The sequence below is a fragment of the Bradyrhizobium sp. JHI2711 genome (genome assembly GCF_056156565.1).
Genome location: NZ_JBPZPT010000001.1, coordinates 807,412 through 823,285, shown reverse-complemented (window position 1 = coordinate 823,285; position 15,874 = coordinate 807,412). Strand labels below are relative to the sequence as shown.

The following is a 15,874-nucleotide window of genomic DNA, read 5'->3' as shown; positions in this document are numbered from 1 at the left end:
GTCGGTTGATGGCTGGGGACAAGCCGATGTCGCCGTTTTGGTCGCCCGCGCGCCACCTCGACCGACGGCCGTTCCTCCAGGCTAGGGGCGCCGTGACCGGAGCTTTGCGGGGGTTTTTCGCCGAACAGGGGTTTGTGGAGGTCGAAACCTCCGTTCTCCAGGTCTCTCCGGGCAATGAGACCCATCTGCACGCCCCCCGGACCGAGATCATGCGGCCCGACGGCAGCCGGGCCAGCCGATACCTGCGCACCTCGCCCGAATTCGCCTGCAAGAAGCTGCTGGCGGCGGGCGAGACGCGGATTTTCGAGTTCGCACGGGTGTTCCGGGACCGCGAGCGCGGCGACCTGCATCTGCCCGAGTTCACCATGCTGGAATGGTACCGGGCGGGAGCGCCCTATGATGCCATCATGGCCGATTGCGTCGTCGTGATCGCCCGGGCGGCGCAGGCGACCGGGATCGGGACCTTCTCCTTCCGCGGCCGAACCGCCGATCCCTTCGCCGAGCCGGAGCTCTTGACGGTCGCAGGCGCCTTCGCGCAGTTCGCCGGCGTCGACCTGCTGTCGACAATCTCGGGCGGCGAGGGTAACCGTGCGGCGCTTGCCGAGGCGGCAGCCGGGAAGGTCCGTGTCGCCGAGGATGACACCTGGTCCGACATCTTCAGCAAGGTGCTGGTCGAGCACGTCGAGCCACATCTGGGGCAGGGGCGTTTGACCATCCTGTTCGAATACCCATCTCCAGAGGCGGCGCTGGCGCGGGTGAAGACGGACGACCCAAGGGTCGCCGAACGTTTCGAGATCTATGCCTGCGGCGTCGAGCTCGCCAACGGCTTTGGAGAGCTGACCGATGCCGGGGAGCAGCGCAAACGCTTCAAGGAATCCATGACGGAGAAGCAGCGCCGCTATGGCGAAGCCTATCCGCTCGACGAGGATTTTCTGGCGGCGGTCGCCGCAATGCCGGAGGCGAGCGGTGTCGCGCTCGGCTTCGACCGGCTGGTGATGCTGGCGAGCGGCGCCACACGAATTGATCAGGTGGTGTGGACACCGCCTGCGGATGAGAGATGACAAAGACGAACCTTGCACGCACTCTGCGCGAACCTGCCGAGCTGGTAGCCGAGGGCCTGGTCCCCGCATCGGCGCTGCCGGCGCTCGAACGCGTCGCCGCGCGCTATGCCGTGGCGATCACGCCGGATCTGGTCGGGCTGATCGACGCGACGGATCCCGACGATCCCATCGCGCGGCAATTCGTTCCTGTTTCGGCCGAGCTCGAGGCGCAGCCGGGCGAGAATGCCGATCCGATCGGCGATCACCCGCATTCGCCGGTGGCGGGAATCGTGCACCGCTATCCCGACCGGGTGTTGTTCAAGCTCGTGCACGTCTGCGCGGTCTATTGCCGCTTCTGCTTCCGCCGCGAGATGGTCGGGCCCGGCAAGGAGAATGCGCTGTCGGAGAGCGCCTATCGCACCGCGATCGACTACATCCGGTCGCATGACGAGATCTGGGAAGTGATCCTGACCGGCGGCGATCCCCTGATGCTGTCGCCCCGGCGGATGAGCGAGATCACGGCCGACCTTGCGGCCATCGATCACGTCAAGATCATCCGTCTCCACACCCGTGTCCCGGTGGCCGAACCCGCGCGCGTCAGCGCGGAGATGGTTGCAGCCCTGAAGGTTGCGGGCGCGGCCACCTGGGTCGCGGTACACGCCAATCACGCGCGCGAACTGACGGGGGCCGCGCGCGATGCCTGCGCGCGGCTCGTCGATGCTGGAATTCCCCTGGTGAGCCAGTCCGTGCTTTTGCGCGGCGTCAATGACGACATCGCCGCTCTCTCGGATTTAATGCGAGCTTTCGTCGAATGCCGGATCAAGCCCTATTATCTGCACCACGGCGATCTCGCCCCGGGAACGGCGCATCTGCGCACGACGTTGGCAGAGGGGCAGGCCTTGATGCGGCAGTTGCGCGGGCGGGTGTCGGGCCTGTGTCAGCCGGACTATGTCATCGACATTCCCGGCGGTGCCGGCAAGTCGCCGGTGGGTCCGAATTACGTGTCGGCGGTGAAAAATACCGCAAACGAGACAAGTGAAGCGGAATCAGAAACGCGCTATCGTATCGTCGACTATTGCGGCGACGTTCATCTCTATCCGCCCGAGGCATGAGTGGCGATGGCATCGACGCTGACTTGAGTGCTGGGCTTGGACGCTGATTTGAGAATGGAGAAATGGACATGACGAAGATCATGCTGGCAGTATCGCTCGTGGTCTTGCTTGGCGGCGCGGCTGTTGCGCAGACCGGCGGCTCCAAGGGATCGACCTCAAGCGGCGCATCGTCCGGGTCGGTGTTGCCGGCGCCGGTCGGTCATCGCCAGCCGCGTGCCAGCGATGTGCCTAGCGAGAAGAATCTGAGCGATCCCAACGATCCGCTCAGCAAGGAAAACCAGGCGCTCGACAAGAAGATCAAGAGCATCTGCCGCGGCTGCTGAGGCTTTCACCTCTCCCCGTCGGGGAGAGGTGAGGAATGAGCCATCCCAAGCTCGGCCATCCGTCAGGCTGATCGCTCGTGCAGTCCGGCGCGCCGGATGTTGCGGCGGATTTCGACCGCGTCGGCGAGCTGCTCGAGCGTCTTCGACGTCGTTGCCCAGTCAATGCAACCGTCCGTGATGCTCTGCCCATAAGTGAGCGGCTTGCCCGGTACGACATCCTGCCGGCCGGCGACGAGGTTGCTCTCGATCATCACGCCCATGATGCGGCTCTCGCCGCCCGAGATCTGACGGGCGATATCGGCCATCACCAGCGGCTGGTTCTCCGGCTTCTTGCTCGAATTGGCATGGCTGGCATCGACCATCACCAGCGGGGCAACGCCGGATTTGGTCAATTCGTTGCAGGCCGACGCAACGCTTGCCGCGTCGTAGTTCGGCTCAGCTCCGCCGCGCAGGATGATGTGGCAGTCCTCGTTGCCGGCGGTCGAGGCGATCGCCGAGCGGCCGAGCTTCGTGACAGCCATGAAATGATGGGGATGCGAGGCTGATTTCACCGCGTCGGCCGCGATCCGCACATTGCCGTCGGTGCCGTTCTTGAAGCCGACCGGGCAGGACAGGCCCGAAGCCAGCTCGCGATGGATCTGGCTCTCGGTCGTGCGCGCGCCGATCGCGGCCCAGGAGACGAGGTCGGCGATGTATTGCGGCGTGGTCATGTCGAGGAACTCGGTGCCGGCGGGCAGGCCGAGATTGTTCACCGCCGCGAGCACGTTGCGCGCGAGCCGCAGCCCCTTGTTGATGTCGAAGCTGCCGTCGAGGTCGGGATCGTTGATGAGGCCCTTCCACCCGACCGTGGTGCGGGGCTTCTCGAAATAGACCCGCATCACGAGCTCGAGCTGATCGGCGAGATCCTCGCGAAGCTTTGCTAGCCGCTCGGCATAGTCGAGCGCCGCCTTGGGATCATGCACCGAGCAGGGGCCGACGACGACCAGAAGGCGGTCGTCCTGATTGCTCAGGATGGCATGGATGGCGTTGCGCGCGGCCATCACCACACGCGTCGCGGTGAGCGTGCGCGGGACTTCCCGCATCACCTCTTCCGGCGTGCTCAGCTCTTTCAGTTCGCGGATACGAAGATCGTCGGTCGTGCTCAGCACGGCGGGCTCCTGTCTGTTCTAGAACCTGCCGGCAATAAAAAAGCCGCCAGGTCGGGCGGCTGTTCGGACGTTTGCTGCAATGTTTCAGATTGAGCGCGATCCTCCCGCCGCCAGCGAGCTGTCGTAGCTAAAATACCAAAAATAGCTGGTGGCGACGGTGATCATGGAAAGGCCATATAGCGTGCCGCTGGCGCCTTGTCACCCCCCAATCAGAATGTGGAGCGACGAGGCGCCTCAGGTGTTGCCATTGCGTGCCGCCAGCGCCATGCCGATCAGGGTGGCGCCGCCGAACAGCAGGTTGATGCCGACGAGGACGCCAATGGCCCACTCCGCCGAGCTCGGCAGTCCCGTGATCACCATGAACGAGATCGCGATGTCGACGAGGCCCGAGATCAGCAGCCACGACCAGCGGCCGCTGAGCTCACGGCGGTGCTCTAGCGCGTACATGATGGTGGCGACGCCCTCGGCGAGGAAATAGGCGCCGAGCACGATGGTCAGCGTCAGCACGGCCTGCATTGGCCGGGCCAGCAGCAGCAGGCCGGTGAGCACAGCGAGCGCAGCCGAGATCAGCGACCACCAGAAGCCCGGCGTGCTGCGCGCCCAATAGGTCGCGATCAGTCCGCCGATGCCGCCGATCAGGAACATCCAGCCGAGGAAGATCGCAGTCGCAAGGCTGGCGAGCGGCGGCAGGACGAGCGCGGCAATGCCGAGGACGGCAAGCAGGATCCCTTCGAACAGAAAAGCCTTCCAGTGCGCCTTGACCGCCTGGTTCATCTCGGACTGGAGGCGGGCAAATTCCTCGGGCGATGTCATCGTCTGGCTCCGGAACGAGAGGATTGCGTCCCAATCTAGTGGGCCTGTCGCGCGTTCGCCATGCGTTGGATCAAGTGCCGCCGGGCGCCGACGAAAAGCCTTCCGCGTTGGTGCGAATGCGGTTGCGGCCGAGAATGTAGATAGCCGATGTGACAATCAGAAGCGCAAGGCCGAGCAGGATCGAGACGAAACCGATCGGAATCAGCGCCAGCGTCAGGTTGCGCTCGGGGTTGATCAGCCAGTGATGGATCGAGGTCAGGACGAAGGCGAGCCCGACGAACCCGATGCCGCCGCCGGCGAGCAGCAGCGCCCACATCCGGCGCAGCTGGCTGAGCCGCTCGCGCGCGACATCGGTTCGCGGCGCGTGGTGGCGCGCGACGCGCCGGACCAGGCGGATGGCGAAGGCGATCGAGCCGAAGCCGATCAACAGGCTCGCAGCGCCCAACCACATGCGGAGTGTCGGATCGAGATCGGGCATGCGCTGGAGCGTCAGCAGCGGGAAGTCGAAGGCCGTATGAAGCGCGAGCGGGCCACCGAAGATCAGCAGCCGGCTGGAGAGACGGGCCCAATCGCGATGGTGGCGGTTTGCGCCAAGCGCCGTGCCCGCGCGCGCGATGGTCAGGTAGGCGCCGGCGATGATGCCGAGCGCGCCGTGGAACGGCACGGTCAGGACGCTGCGCAGCGCGGCAAGCGAGCGCCACATGTCGGCGTGCTGGACCAGGTAGGCGAGATTCTCGTAGGCGGCGAAGCCGAGGCCGACCGCGGCGCCGTAGACCACGGTGTCCATCGGATTGGCAAAGGTGCGTCGCTTGGTCGAGGAGACCAGCACGATGGCGAGCACCTTGACGGCTTCCTCGGGCAGCGCGACGCCGAAGATCGAATGCATCGCCAGCGCCGCCCAGGGATCGTCGGGGGCGGCGATCATCTTGGCGAAGGGGGCGCGGGCGAGGCCCAGGAGCGAAATGCTCGCCGCCCCTAACAGGAATGCGGTCCAGACCTGGGCCGGCGGCCCCGGGCGTTCCTCGGCAGCGATGACGAGCCAGAGCAACAGCAGCGCCGGGGCGATAGCGGCAGTTCCGATGACGGTGGGGAGCGCTTCGATCAGGTACATTGGCGCCGAAAATAAGTTCCCTTGATCCGCTTATCTACGTTCTCCGATGCGACCATGTGTCATGCGCCGGCTGTCGGCTCCCTGAAGGTGCGCGACAGCTGCCGTTCATCCGGGCTCATTGTGGGGAGTAGAATACGAGCGCAATCAATCGCATGATGGCAGAAGCTCGCCAGTCACCGCAACGATTGCCCGGTGCGCTGCGGATCGAGATTTGCAAGCGAGCTCAAGGAAATGCGCGGGATTCCTCGATTCCTGGCGCATCTGCGCAGCGTGCCGGCTGCTGGCCTTGTCTAGTCAGTGCGTCGTGATCGCGGGCGGCGCGTCGGGTGCGACGTCGAAGGCGCCGAGATGGAATTCCTCGCCAGCGGACTCATGTGACCCGGAACGCTGCGCCAGCAGCGTGAACGCGGCGCGCGGGTATCGTTTCCAGATTTCGAGATCGCCGGCGGTGATGGTGAGCCAACCGAACGTGTACATGTAGCGTCCGGGCTCGGTGACCCGGCCGACCCTGTCCCAGGTGATCTTGTCGACTGCCATTCGGTCCCCCGATCGCAAGTCTGCAAAATGACGTCCGGCCCGAGGCACAGACCTGCAAAAGCTGATCCGGCATTGGGGCCGCTATAGGGCGGCGAATTCAGGCCGACTTCAGCAAGGGCGCGCGGACGATCAGGCGGACGAGGTCGTCCCGGTCCAGCTTTTCGGCGAATTTGACCGCAAAGCCGTGCTCGAACTTGCGGATCACCCGCCCGACACAGGCGCCGACCGCAAGCGGGGTTCCGACCACCGGATCATACTCGGAGGACACCGCGACGCCGGCCGTCGAGACGTCGATGATGAAGCACGGATGGCAGCTGCCGTCCGCGAGGGTCAGCACGGTGTGCGAGACTTGCGGAACGAAACGCGCGTCACGCCGCAGGTCCCGAACATTGACATCCTTCTGCTTCTTCTCGAGCCAGGTCAGCTTTTCCGACATCCAGGCGCGCCGCGCCCGCGTCATCTCGAGCTCCATCAGGAAGCCCGCCTTCAGCGTCGCGCTGATGGTGCCCTGGAATTCGCCGAAATCCTCGAAGTAGGAGGTCAAGCGCTCGCCGACCTTGCCGACCACGGGCACGTCCACGATCATCCGGAACGGCGAGACGCGCTTGGTCCGGCAGGCGAAGCTGCGGAGCTTGCCCTCGCAATCGTACCAGCGGGGCAGCGAGTAGCTGCCGCTGACCGTAACATCCACTGCTCGCTGCCTCAGGAAGTCTGCGACGGACATGAGCGCTGACCGGGGGTTCGGGTGATTGCCGTAGTTCCACGGTAGCGAGCAAATTCTAAGCAAATGATACTGCTGCCTAATAGCTGGGGTGAATTTTCGGTAAATGGCGCGGGTCGGCAGAGCAGCGGGAAGCGCGGCATAAGCGACGGCTAGCGAAGTCCGAACAGCACCAGGATAGCCAATGCGGCAAAGGCGAACTGGATCATCGTCCATATCAGTCCGTTCGGACGGATCTCCCATCGCAGGCGCGGCAATGCGTGCCGCAGCGCGAGCCCGGTCAATGCTTCGACGAGGGCGAGCAGAATGGCAATGCCGGCCAGGGAAGACCATGACTGGGTCGGAGGCAGCCAAGACGCGAGCCAGGCGGGAACCGAGGCTTTCAGGGGGCCGAGCAACGCGAACCATCCGAACCAGAATACAAAGCGCTTGACGATGTCCTGGCCGATCATTTCGGGCTCGAGGCGGATACCGATGCTTGCCAGCGCGCTTTCGATGCGCTCGCCATCGGTCAGGAAGAGAAAGGCACCGAGGTAGAGCGGAACGCGCGAATGGAAGAGCAGGGCGATGACACCGAACAGCACGATGTAGCCGAAGGCATCGCCGAGAATGTCAGCGACGGCCTGGCCTGACCGCTCCGGCGAGGGCGGCGTCAACGCCGCTTGGCGCTCCGGCAGTGATTGGATGTGGGCCATGTGCGCGAGCATCTTGGCGCGCCGGTCCGGCGCATGCTGGCGCGGGTGGCGCAGCCATGTGGGAAGCGCCGGCATCTGCGATGCGTCTGCAATGTCGGCTTTGAGCTGCGGCATGGGCCTCGACCGGTTACGACCTGACATTGGTCGGAGACGAGGGGCGAGGAGGTTCACGCTGCCGCGGCGGCTTTGCGCCTCTGGCGCCCTAGCGGAATCGAACCGCTCACTCCACCGTGAAAGAGATGAGAATAGGTCCATGGCCGTCCACCTCCGTAAAAATAGACATCGACAAGGCACAAACGAAGCTCAGGAAGATCCGCGGGCAGTGGCAAAGGAGAAGCCCATCACCCCCGCTGGCATCACGCGGCGCCGCAACGCCGCCAAGCGTCGGCGGCTACGCCTCCGGACACCGTTGGAGCGGCTCGACGCCGACGGCGCGTCGTCAGCGCTGAACAACAACCGGCGCCTGTTGTGGCTCGCGATCGAATGGGGATTGGAGCCAGCTCCTAAGGTCGGTCCCGCGCCCAGCGCCGAGCTGTGCGACTACTGCCGGAAGCACGGGATCAACTTCGACTGGATGCTCGACGGCGATCTAAAGGGCCTCAAGAGGACGATCGACGAACGCCGAGGGCACCAGAGGGCTGAGCGAGCCCTTTGGCGAGGTATGTCCAGCTCACGCCTGAGCACCAGCTGATCGTGACGGCCGAGATCAACCGCATCCTGGCGGAGCGCGACTAATGAAGCGCCATTGAGCAGGGCCCGCCGGTTCACGCTGGCGGGCCGTTCGTTTCGGGCATTTCCACGTGGAACAACCGGCCATTTGCAATGGAACCGGAATTAACATATGATATTTTTATTACAGTTTAGATTATTACAGTTCAGAGTTGTGTTCATTGAAACAGATTGCACCCCAGGGGCTCTGTCGGCGCCCCGCTCTCGTCACGCCTGAAATGGTTGCACTCGCGATCCTCGGGGGTCTGGCCCTGCTTGCTGTGCTTTGGGGGTGGTCGAGCCCACGAGTTGAAACGCCCCAGCACGTGGTCACAAAGCCCAATCCTCCTGATTGCTACTCAATCGGCAACAGGGTAGCCGCTGGCTGCTTCGAAAAAAAATAAATGAGCGATGCCGGCGGCTTGCCTCGCGGCGACCGCAGGTTGCACAGGAGGCGCGACCGGCCGCGGCTGATGACGCACCGCCCCGGGCTCAGGCGGTAAGCACGATGGCCCGCCGGTTCACGCTCGCGAAGCGGGGCGGCGATCGAGCCCCACGTCCATGGGTGTTCGCACGGGTTTATTGGCCACACATTGGACACGGCGGCAGAGTGGATCTTTGAGTGATTGATTTTGCTGGCGCTCCCTAGCGGAATCGAACCGCTCTCTCCACCGTGAAAGGGTGGCGTCCTAACCGATAGACGAAGGGAGCAAACGCAGGGCCCTGCCGATTGTCCCGGCACGGCCGCTGGCCGGCCGAACAGGGCCCGGCGGCTTGCAGCGGGCGAACGTATAGTGGCCTTTGCGCTCCCGGGCAAGCCGTTCGGGAAAGGTCTTTCGGGCCCGGTGGATAGCCCCGGGGCGCGGGATCATTCGGAGGCGATTTCAACGGTTTGTTAGCGTTCCCTGCGTAGCGCTGGACGGGGAGAATTTTGCCGATGCCACCGCCGAAGAAGCGCGCAGCCCGCAAGCTGCTGTCGCAGCACGCCTGGATCACGCTGGACGGCGGCTTTGCCGCGCGGCACTGCCTGGTCCAGGACATCTCGGATTCGGGCGCCAGGATCACCCTCGACGAGGACGCGAGCCAGCTTCCCGGCGTGATCCGGATGGCCTTTGCACGCGATGCGCGCACCGGGCGGAGCTGCCAGGTGGTCTGGCGCCGCGGCAAGTCGGCCGGCGTCAAGTTCCTCTAGCCGCGGCCGGCGATGGCGCGCGGGTCCGGTCCGGGCTACAAGGCGGCGATGCGCACGCTGCTTCTCATCCTGCTTTCCTTGTTGGCCACGTCCGCGACCGCGGCTGAGAGCCTGCGCCTGCCGCCTGCCGAGCCGCCGCAGGCCGGCAAGGCACTGCCGCTGAACGGCAGCACGGCCGGCAAGGCGAGGGCAGGCGCCTGCGCCGCCTACGGCCGGGGCTTCGTGATGGCCGAGGGCACCGGGACCTGCGTCAAGCTCGGTGGCTCGACCAGCGTCGACGCTGGCATCCGGCGCTGAAGCCCATGCCCGCGGATCTGGTGCGGCTCGACATCATCGTTCCCGTGCTGATGTATTGCGCGCTGCTGTGGTGGGTCGGCCGCGGCCTCAGCTGGACCGCGCGGCTCGCCACGGCTGCCGTGACTCTGGTGCTGATCGTCGTCGTGCTGCTGGTCGAGCGCGGCTGGCGCTAAAGCCTGAAACAAAACCGCGAAAACAACCCCATGCACAGTAGCCGTCAAGCGCGGCGGTGACGCCGCGGGAAGCGCGCCTAAACGCGGATTCCCCGCGCGATCGCCGCAGCTTAAGGCGCGCGAGGGGCTCACGACATCGGCGGTGCGACGAATTGCGCAAATCCCGGCCGCTTGCCGAGCTCGGCGAGCCAGCGGGTGAGGTGCGGCTGCGCCGGCCGGCTGATGCCCTCGACCCCGAGCCAGCGCCGCGCATAGGATCCGATCGCGATGTCGGCGAGCGTGAACGCATCGCCCTCGATGAAGCGGCGCGTGGCGAGCAGGCGGTCGGCGATGGCCCAGACCTCGGCGGCAGCATCGGCATCGCGCTGCACCTGGATCATATCGCGCTCGGCGGGTGCGGTGCGCACGATGCCCCAGAACACCGGGCGGTCGACCGGCTGCACCGTCGACAGGGTCCAGTCGAGCCAGCGGTCGACCGAGGCGCGCTGCCTCGGCGCCTCGGGATAGAGCGGCGTTCCGCGGCCATGCGCGAGGCAGAGATAGCGCATGATGGAGTTGGACTCCCACAGCACGAAATCGCCCTCGACCAGCGTCGGGATCCGCGCGTTGGGATTCATCGCCAGATAATCGGCCTCGCGCGTCTTGCCGTATTGCATGCCGGCATCGATGCGCTCGTAAGCCAGGCCGAGCTCGGTGCAGCACCACAGCACCTTCTGCACATTGACCGAATTGGCGCGGCCCCAGATCGTCAGCTTGGTATCGGCCATGAAGCTCTCCCCGCGGCATTGTTCGGTGTCGTAGCCTGGATGGAGCGAAGCGCAATCCAGGGCTGACAGTCCCGGATTACGCTTGCGCTCCATCCGGGCTACAGCTGCGGGTGATAGCGGAATTCGGCGCGCCGAGCGATGCGCGATTGCATCGTGCCCCTCATGCAAAAAGCTCCGCACGCGGCGGAGCTTTCATTGCAAAGTTCAAACTGACGCTCAGCGGCCGAAGAACAGCCACAACAGAATGATCACCGGGATCGGCACGCCAAGCATCCACAGCAACAGCCCTCTCGCCATCGCATCCTCCTCCAATCAGTTTCGTGAAAGGAGAACGCCGGGCGAGGGGCCTTGTTCCGGCCGGCGCGCTTACCAATGGCCGGTGTTCGGCATCGAGACCCACGGCTCCTGCGGCGGCTTCGGATCGCCCTTCTGCAGCAGCTCGATCGAGTGCAGGTCCGGAGAGCGGACGAAGGCCATGTTGCCGTCGCGCGGTGGACGGTTGATGGTGACGCCCGCCTTCATCAGCTTCTCGCAGGTGGCGTAGATGTCGTCGACCTCATAGGCGAGATGGCCGAAGAAGCGGTCCTCGCCATACTTCTCCTCGTCCCAATTCCAGGTGAGCTCGACCAGCGGCGCCCCACGCGTCGGCGGCTGCTTCTTGAGGGCATCGAGATCGTCCGCCGAGCACAGGAACACCAGCGTGAACCGCCCCTTGTCGTTCTCGATCCGCCGCACCTCCTTCAAGCCGAAAGCATCAACATAGAATTTCAGCGCGACATCGAGATTGCGCACGCGCAGCATGGTGTGGAGGTATCGCATGGGTGGGGCTCCCTGGGGGTGGAGGGTTTTGTCTTGGGCCGGGACGGCGGAGGAGGGATAGCAGGAAATGGGGAGGAGGGGCAGGGTGTTGCGTGTCAGCTCTTCAGGGGGCTTCGGGTGGTCAGTGCAGAATCTGGCCATGATGCAGTTCTCTCGTGATGCCGGCGTCTGTCCGCATGAGACCTAACGACCCTCGAGTGGGTGGTGTGGGGATAGCGCCCCAGGGGCGGGGCGATCGTTGAATGCAAGTCCACGGTCTGTGGATTTGCGGGGATAAACTAGACGTCGCTTTAGCTGTGAATAGGTCGAATAACTCGGATAAAGCGGCCAAATGACTGACCATCTGAAATGAGGTGCGTATCCATGGAGGTAGTGAGGCCATGGAGATTCGTATGAAGGATTATTTGAAACGCTGGTGGGACGGGAAGTATGTTCCGCCGCAGAACGACCCCGGCAGTTCGGTCATCTTCGTGCAGGGGAGCTACAGGCGCCACTGTACGTCGAAGCTGGCTCACGTTATCGCCGAGTTCTACCTCAAGCACTGGCAGTGGTGTTTCAGCGCGGCCTTCGCCGTCGCGGGGCTGGTCATCGCTGCTCTCAAGCTGCCGTAGCTTTCAATACTCCCGCACGCGAAGCGCCAGAAACACCATACCGCCAGCCCGGTGACGCACACCGCCACCAGCCGAACGAGGTTGGCGGCAGACGTTGCCCGCTCGGTGATGCGTCCCCAAAAGTCGATCTCTCCATTAGATTTAGGCCGGCAGTTAGTCAAAGGGTATCCTTTCTCCGTTTTGGATTGACCGACCTGCGGCGAACAAGCTTTGGTGTTGCTCATCGCTGGGGGGAGCCAATGAGAATGCAAGGGCCGGAAGTTTACGAGCTGTCGTTCACACCTACCGAGTTCACGGTGCTTTGCGCAAGGGGCACAAACCATTTCTCCGGCATCGCAACCAACGATCTGCCGAAACTTTACATCGCCAGCATCGACAAGAAGCCGATTTATGTGGGATTGACCAAGCAAAGCATCCGCAATCGGCTGCGTCTCGGCTGGAATGCCCAAGGCGAGGGTGGTTATCACGGGTACGCTTGGCGACATGGCAACGACAAAGCTACGCTGAGCGTCTGGTGCCATATGGATGCCGTTGACCGCAACGAGCGTGATATCGAGACGGTCGAAGCCGAAGTGGTTTTCCTGATCCGCTCAGCAGGGCAGTGGCCGGCATTTCAGACAGAGATCCACTTCCATCCTTCGACCGATATTCATCGGCAGGTGGCGGCTGATGTTTTGCGGCACTATCAGCTTTAGCCTTGGGCTGGTTGTCTTTCGCCGAGGTGCGGATTTCGTGACAGTGCATACTCAACTCAAACGGCAGTTTGGGAGTTTAGTGCACTGTCACCGTTATCCCGAGAGTGGCTACCTGATAGGGACTATCGACTAAGCTGTCCAAGGCTCCCAACTGAGGGTGAGTGCGTTCCCGCGTTTAGCGATATATCCTGTCGATATGGTGCTGTAGCCAGGCGTGGCAACTTCGACTCCGATACGGTAACTCATGTCGTCTGAACGGTGGGCGAGAGGGATTGCGATACTTGTTCCATTGCCCAAGCGGAATGTCTTTTCTCTAAAGAGGGGAAGGTGGTGAGGAACCACTAAGGCAAACTGGAGCTGCCTTATTTTTTTGCCGTCGGTAGTTGTGGTTTCGTCGACTGAGGTCCCCCCGCTCGATACAACGATGAGCCCTTCGTCAAGAAAAAGACTGACGTGAGTATAAAGGGCTGGGGCCGTAGAGCGATTTCCAATCCTTAAGTTCAAGGGAACGGGTCGGGAATGGGTGTCATTCGCCGACCACGAGATTATCTTCGGACGACTTGAGAACCAGATTTCCACGTAAGGTTCGGGAGTTGTGGCTCGATTTATTGCTTCGCGGATTTCGTAGTCTTCCATAATGTCGATGCGGAAGTTGCGGCGCCGGTAATACCTGCCATCCTTAGCTTGATGGACTGTTTTGGAGGCCGGGATAGTCAGAACGATGTAGTTATCGCCGTTTCCCGCCGGAACAACTTCTATTTTCAAGCCTCCAACAGGCGGCTTAATGTTCTGCTGGATAACCTGCTCAAACCAAAGACCGTCGAACGGCTTCGGCGAGACTCCGGCATCAAGCCCGGACGGCAGATGATCCTTCTCCGTCATCCCATAGACAATCTGCCCGCCGTTTGCGTTCGCCATGGCAGATACATCCTTCGCCATCTCGGCCTTCTTGCCGTCCGTGTTGTCGACGGAGCCGGATGCCTTGTATTCTAGGGCACTTGTCTCAGTAACTTGGTTGGTGTGGAGAGCCTCCAGATCAGCTCGAGTTTCCAGCTTGAGCGGCATCCCAAAACCTCATTCAGGCCGTTTTATCGTTCCAAAGATGACCTCTACGCACTCCTTGCATTCGACTAAGTCGGGAGTTGCCATGTTCACCTTCAGAGTGACCGGCTTTAACTTCATGTTATCCAGCACTTCCGATAATCGGTAGGCGCACGTAAATGCTGGACCGGTATCCTGCCCGACGTTGATGGTGACGCCGTCAGGAAACGCCGATTTGCTGTTGCGTCCACCCTCTAGATGCCAGCTGCCCAACCTGAGCAATGGGGGAATTTCGTTCGTCAGCTGTTGCGCGGAGTTGTCATTGGGTTTTGAGAACAGGCGACCTTCACAGTGCTTACCGCTGCCCACGTTGGCCGTTTGGCTATGAAGAATGTTCGATATGTGCCATCGCTTCGCGTCATCTAAACCAAAGAAGTTGCTGGCGGGACTGGGAGTAGCCGACTTTGGAACGGAGTTGAGTTGTCGTAGTGACTCCTGATAACGACGCTCCAACTCCCTGTACTGTTCCTCAGAAACATACCTATCCTGGCTTTTTTCCATCGGTGACCAGAGCGAACGTAGAGTGCTCGTAGCAACTCCCGTGGACAGAGCCGCAATTATCACCGATGCGTTGCGTGCCCATACGTCAACCTTCTGACTTCGGACCCAGGTCGGAATTCGATGAAGCCTGAAGAACTCGGCCCACCTGAGGAGGTTTGTTTTGGTGTCTTCTGGGGGCGTGCGTCCCATGGCCATTATGAGGCTCAACAGGGCTATGACACTCGCGACAACGGCTATCGAGGTTCTCAAATCGAGTGAAGACGGGTCGCTCATCGGTGTCCCTGCGATCGGAAATATATCGTTACGGTGACAGTGCACTCAATTCGCATTGTGCGCAAAACGCGCCCCGAACCGGACGGCGAGATCCGACAGTTTTGTGCACTGTCACCGTAATCCGGGAGTTCATGCATAGAATATCAATTCAATGAGGCGATCCCATTGGCTGACTGAACTCGGTTGAGGTTGCGCGCATATCTGGCGGAGCGCATTTTCGAAACTTCGAATCTTTGCCTTTCCTGCTGCGGGCGTACCTGTTTCGGCCGTCCAGATGCAGACCCCGGCTAGGTAGAGCGATATGAGCCACTTATCAGATTTGCCTTCCTGCTTTACTCCACGATCCACTTCGGGAGGCCATCCGCCGCCCGAGGAACTGTTCCCACGTGAAACAAAAAACATTCGCTTTTGAAGATTTAGGTGGACGCGAGCTCCTCGTCGGGACGAACGGAAGGACATAGCGCACAAGAGAACCAGCATTGGCACCGCCAGCACGGCATGGACGGTGGCGCCTACGATAAAGGATAATCCGAGGCTCAGGCCCAATCTAGGAAGTAGAACGGAGGGCTGCACAGTAGCTCTTCCACACTCGCGGAGTGTTAGCCGGACGCCCGGGTCGTAGTCCAAAATCCTCAAGCCGGGCGGAAACGGCAACTCGATTTCGCTCGGGCCTTCAAGTTGCGCATCTTTGGGCGGCGACGCTGGAATCTCTTCTCTTCCATGTGGCGGGTTCGGTGGTTCATCCAGCGGCGTTGATATGGGTGTAAGGACCTCGCGAACCTCGTCTTCGTCCGGCTTTGGCTTCGGCGGAAATCGCCACGCCAAGACGGCGACGAGTATTGAAACCATAGAAACCAGAACTCCACAGGCAGCGATAAAATCAGCTTGATTCAGCCCGAATGACGCACCAAACTTTTCGAACAATGCAGCCCCCTATGCTTCCGACATTATCGGGCCGCTTACTCGGCCTTTCAAGTCTTGGTTGCATTGTGTGGCCGTTGAAGCCGATGACGCGGTTCGCTGACTCAGGGCGATTTTCGGATTACGCTTAAATCGCGGGGTTATCAGCCCTATAGACCACCATTACGGTGACAGCCTGCTATTATGGCCATTACGGTGACATTGCACTCAATTGCATCAGCCGCCACCATTCGAAGTCTCTGCAAAGATGAATTGAGTTTACAGTCACCGTCGTTCGATGCGCGACGTTCTGAGCACGCTTCGGTGAGAGCGTGCT

Annotated in this window: 20 protein-coding genes and 1 tRNA gene; 9 read left to right on the top strand and 12 right to left on the bottom strand. The window is 62.2% G+C overall.

Annotation, left to right across the window (positions count from 1 at the left end; all coding sequences use genetic code 11):
* Positions 1–8: 8 nt before the first annotated feature.
* The 3 genes from epmA (at position 9) to ACTEK7_RS03940 (ending at position 2,475) form a co-directional block, all read left to right on the top strand.
* Positions 9–1,061: an EF-P lysine aminoacylase EpmA gene (epmA, locus tag ACTEK7_RS03950; protein WP_225146771.1), complete on the top strand. Its 1,053-nt coding sequence runs from the start codon at positions 9–11 to the stop codon at positions 1,059–1,061.
* Complete coding sequence (locus ACTEK7_RS03945) at positions 1,058–2,152, top strand: lysine-2,3-aminomutase-like protein (RefSeq protein WP_225146772.1); 1,095 nt, start codon at positions 1,058–1,060, stop codon at positions 2,150–2,152. The genes epmA and ACTEK7_RS03945 overlap by 4 nt, the downstream gene beginning before the upstream one ends.
* 68 nt (positions 2,153–2,220) lie before the next feature.
* On the top strand, positions 2,221–2,475 hold the full coding sequence (locus ACTEK7_RS03940; RefSeq protein ID WP_035999808.1) for a hypothetical protein: 255 nt from the start codon (positions 2,221–2,223) through the stop codon (positions 2,473–2,475).
* 62 nt (positions 2,476–2,537) lie between these two features.
* On the opposite strand, the gene ACTEK7_RS03935 is transcribed toward ACTEK7_RS03940, so the two are convergent.
* The 6 genes from ACTEK7_RS03935 to ACTEK7_RS03910 form a co-directional block, all read right to left on the bottom strand.
* Positions 2,538–3,623 carry a 3-deoxy-7-phosphoheptulonate synthase gene (locus ACTEK7_RS03935; RefSeq protein WP_057029112.1) on the bottom strand — a complete coding sequence of 362 codons (1,086 nt, stop codon included), beginning with the start codon at positions 3,621–3,623 and terminating at the stop codon, positions 2,538–2,540.
* Between the two features lie 234 nt (positions 3,624–3,857).
* Positions 3,858–4,436, bottom strand: coding sequence for an HdeD family acid-resistance protein (locus ACTEK7_RS03930; protein WP_035999772.1), 579 nt, complete (start codon positions 4,434–4,436; stop codon positions 3,858–3,860).
* A 70-nt stretch (positions 4,437–4,506) separates the two neighbouring features.
* Positions 4,507–5,547, bottom strand: coding sequence for a PrsW family glutamic-type intramembrane protease (locus ACTEK7_RS03925; protein WP_036022963.1), 1,041 nt, complete (start codon positions 5,545–5,547; stop codon positions 4,507–4,509).
* Positions 5,548–5,841: 294 nt separating this feature from the next.
* Positions 5,842–6,084: a hypothetical protein gene (locus tag ACTEK7_RS03920; protein ID WP_036022964.1), complete on the bottom strand. Its 243-nt coding sequence runs from the start codon at positions 6,082–6,084 to the stop codon at positions 5,842–5,844.
* 97 nt (positions 6,085–6,181) lie between these two features.
* Positions 6,182–6,808: a pilus assembly protein PilZ gene (locus ACTEK7_RS03915; protein WP_036022965.1), complete on the bottom strand. Its 627-nt coding sequence runs from the start codon at positions 6,806–6,808 to the stop codon at positions 6,182–6,184.
* Positions 6,809–6,957: 149 nt separating this feature from the next.
* Positions 6,958–7,755, bottom strand: a complete 798-nt coding sequence (locus tag ACTEK7_RS03910) for a hypothetical protein (RefSeq protein WP_474807517.1) — start codon at positions 7,753–7,755, stop codon at positions 6,958–6,960.
* On the opposite strand from ACTEK7_RS03910, the gene ACTEK7_RS03905 reads away from it, so the two are divergent.
* A complete protein-coding gene (locus tag ACTEK7_RS03905) occupies positions 7,754–8,191 on the top strand; it encodes a hypothetical protein (protein WP_225146773.1) in 438 nt (145 codons plus the stop codon). The genes ACTEK7_RS03910 and ACTEK7_RS03905 overlap by 2 nt on opposite strands.
* A gap of 653 nt (positions 8,192–8,844) precedes the next feature.
* On the opposite strand, the gene ACTEK7_RS03900 is transcribed toward ACTEK7_RS03905, so the two are convergent.
* Positions 8,845–8,919, bottom strand: a tRNA-Glu gene (locus ACTEK7_RS03900).
* 226 nt (positions 8,920–9,145) lie between these two features.
* Between ACTEK7_RS03900 and ACTEK7_RS03895 the strand changes: the two genes are divergently transcribed.
* Genes ACTEK7_RS03895 through ACTEK7_RS03885 form a run of 3 tightly spaced genes read left to right on the top strand, consistent with a single transcriptional unit; the run spans position 9,146 to position 9,870 of the window.
* On the top strand, positions 9,146–9,400 hold the full coding sequence (locus ACTEK7_RS03895) for a PilZ domain-containing protein (RefSeq protein WP_057029117.1): 255 nt from the start codon (positions 9,146–9,148) through the stop codon (positions 9,398–9,400).
* A gap of 48 nt (positions 9,401–9,448) precedes the next feature.
* Entirely contained in the window at positions 9,449–9,697 is a 249-nt protein-coding gene (locus tag ACTEK7_RS03890) for a hypothetical protein (RefSeq protein WP_225146794.1), read from the top strand.
* A gap of 5 nt (positions 9,698–9,702) precedes the next feature.
* On the top strand, positions 9,703–9,870 hold the full coding sequence (locus ACTEK7_RS03885) for a hypothetical protein (protein WP_036022969.1): 168 nt from the start codon (positions 9,703–9,705) through the stop codon (positions 9,868–9,870).
* 128 nt (positions 9,871–9,998) lie between these two features.
* Here ACTEK7_RS03885 and ACTEK7_RS03880 read toward each other — a convergent pair whose 3' ends face one another.
* Positions 9,999–10,637: a glutathione S-transferase family protein gene (locus ACTEK7_RS03880; RefSeq protein WP_225140725.1), complete on the bottom strand. Its 639-nt coding sequence runs from the start codon at positions 10,635–10,637 to the stop codon at positions 9,999–10,001.
* A 366-nt stretch (positions 10,638–11,003) separates the two neighbouring features.
* Positions 11,004–11,456 carry a VOC family protein gene (locus ACTEK7_RS03875; protein ID WP_225146774.1) on the bottom strand — a complete coding sequence of 151 codons (453 nt, stop codon included), beginning with the start codon at positions 11,454–11,456 and terminating at the stop codon, positions 11,004–11,006.
* Between the two features lie 392 nt (positions 11,457–11,848).
* Between ACTEK7_RS03875 and ACTEK7_RS03870 the strand changes: the two genes are divergently transcribed.
* Complete coding sequence (locus ACTEK7_RS03870) at positions 11,849–12,067, top strand: hypothetical protein (protein WP_225147897.1); 219 nt, start codon at positions 11,849–11,851, stop codon at positions 12,065–12,067.
* Between the two features lie 245 nt (positions 12,068–12,312).
* The gene (locus tag ACTEK7_RS03865) at positions 12,313–12,762 is read left to right on the top strand and encodes a hypothetical protein (RefSeq protein ID WP_225147898.1); all 450 of its coding nucleotides are present in this window, start codon (positions 12,313–12,315) and stop codon (positions 12,760–12,762) included.
* Between the two features lie 129 nt (positions 12,763–12,891).
* On the opposite strand, the gene ACTEK7_RS03860 is transcribed toward ACTEK7_RS03865, so the two are convergent.
* The 3 genes from ACTEK7_RS03860 to ACTEK7_RS03850 form a co-directional block, all read right to left on the bottom strand.
* On the bottom strand, positions 12,892–13,827 hold the full coding sequence (locus ACTEK7_RS03860) for an AlbA family DNA-binding domain-containing protein (RefSeq protein WP_225147899.1): 936 nt from the start codon (positions 13,825–13,827) through the stop codon (positions 12,892–12,894).
* Positions 13,828–13,836: 9 nt separating this feature from the next.
* Positions 13,837–14,559 carry a hypothetical protein gene (locus tag ACTEK7_RS03855; protein WP_225147900.1) on the bottom strand — a complete coding sequence of 241 codons (723 nt, stop codon included), beginning with the start codon at positions 14,557–14,559 and terminating at the stop codon, positions 13,837–13,839.
* A gap of 207 nt (positions 14,560–14,766) precedes the next feature.
* On the bottom strand, positions 14,767–15,561 hold the full coding sequence (locus ACTEK7_RS03850) for a hypothetical protein (protein WP_225147901.1): 795 nt from the start codon (positions 15,559–15,561) through the stop codon (positions 14,767–14,769).
* Between the last annotated feature and the right edge of the window lie 313 nt (positions 15,562–15,874).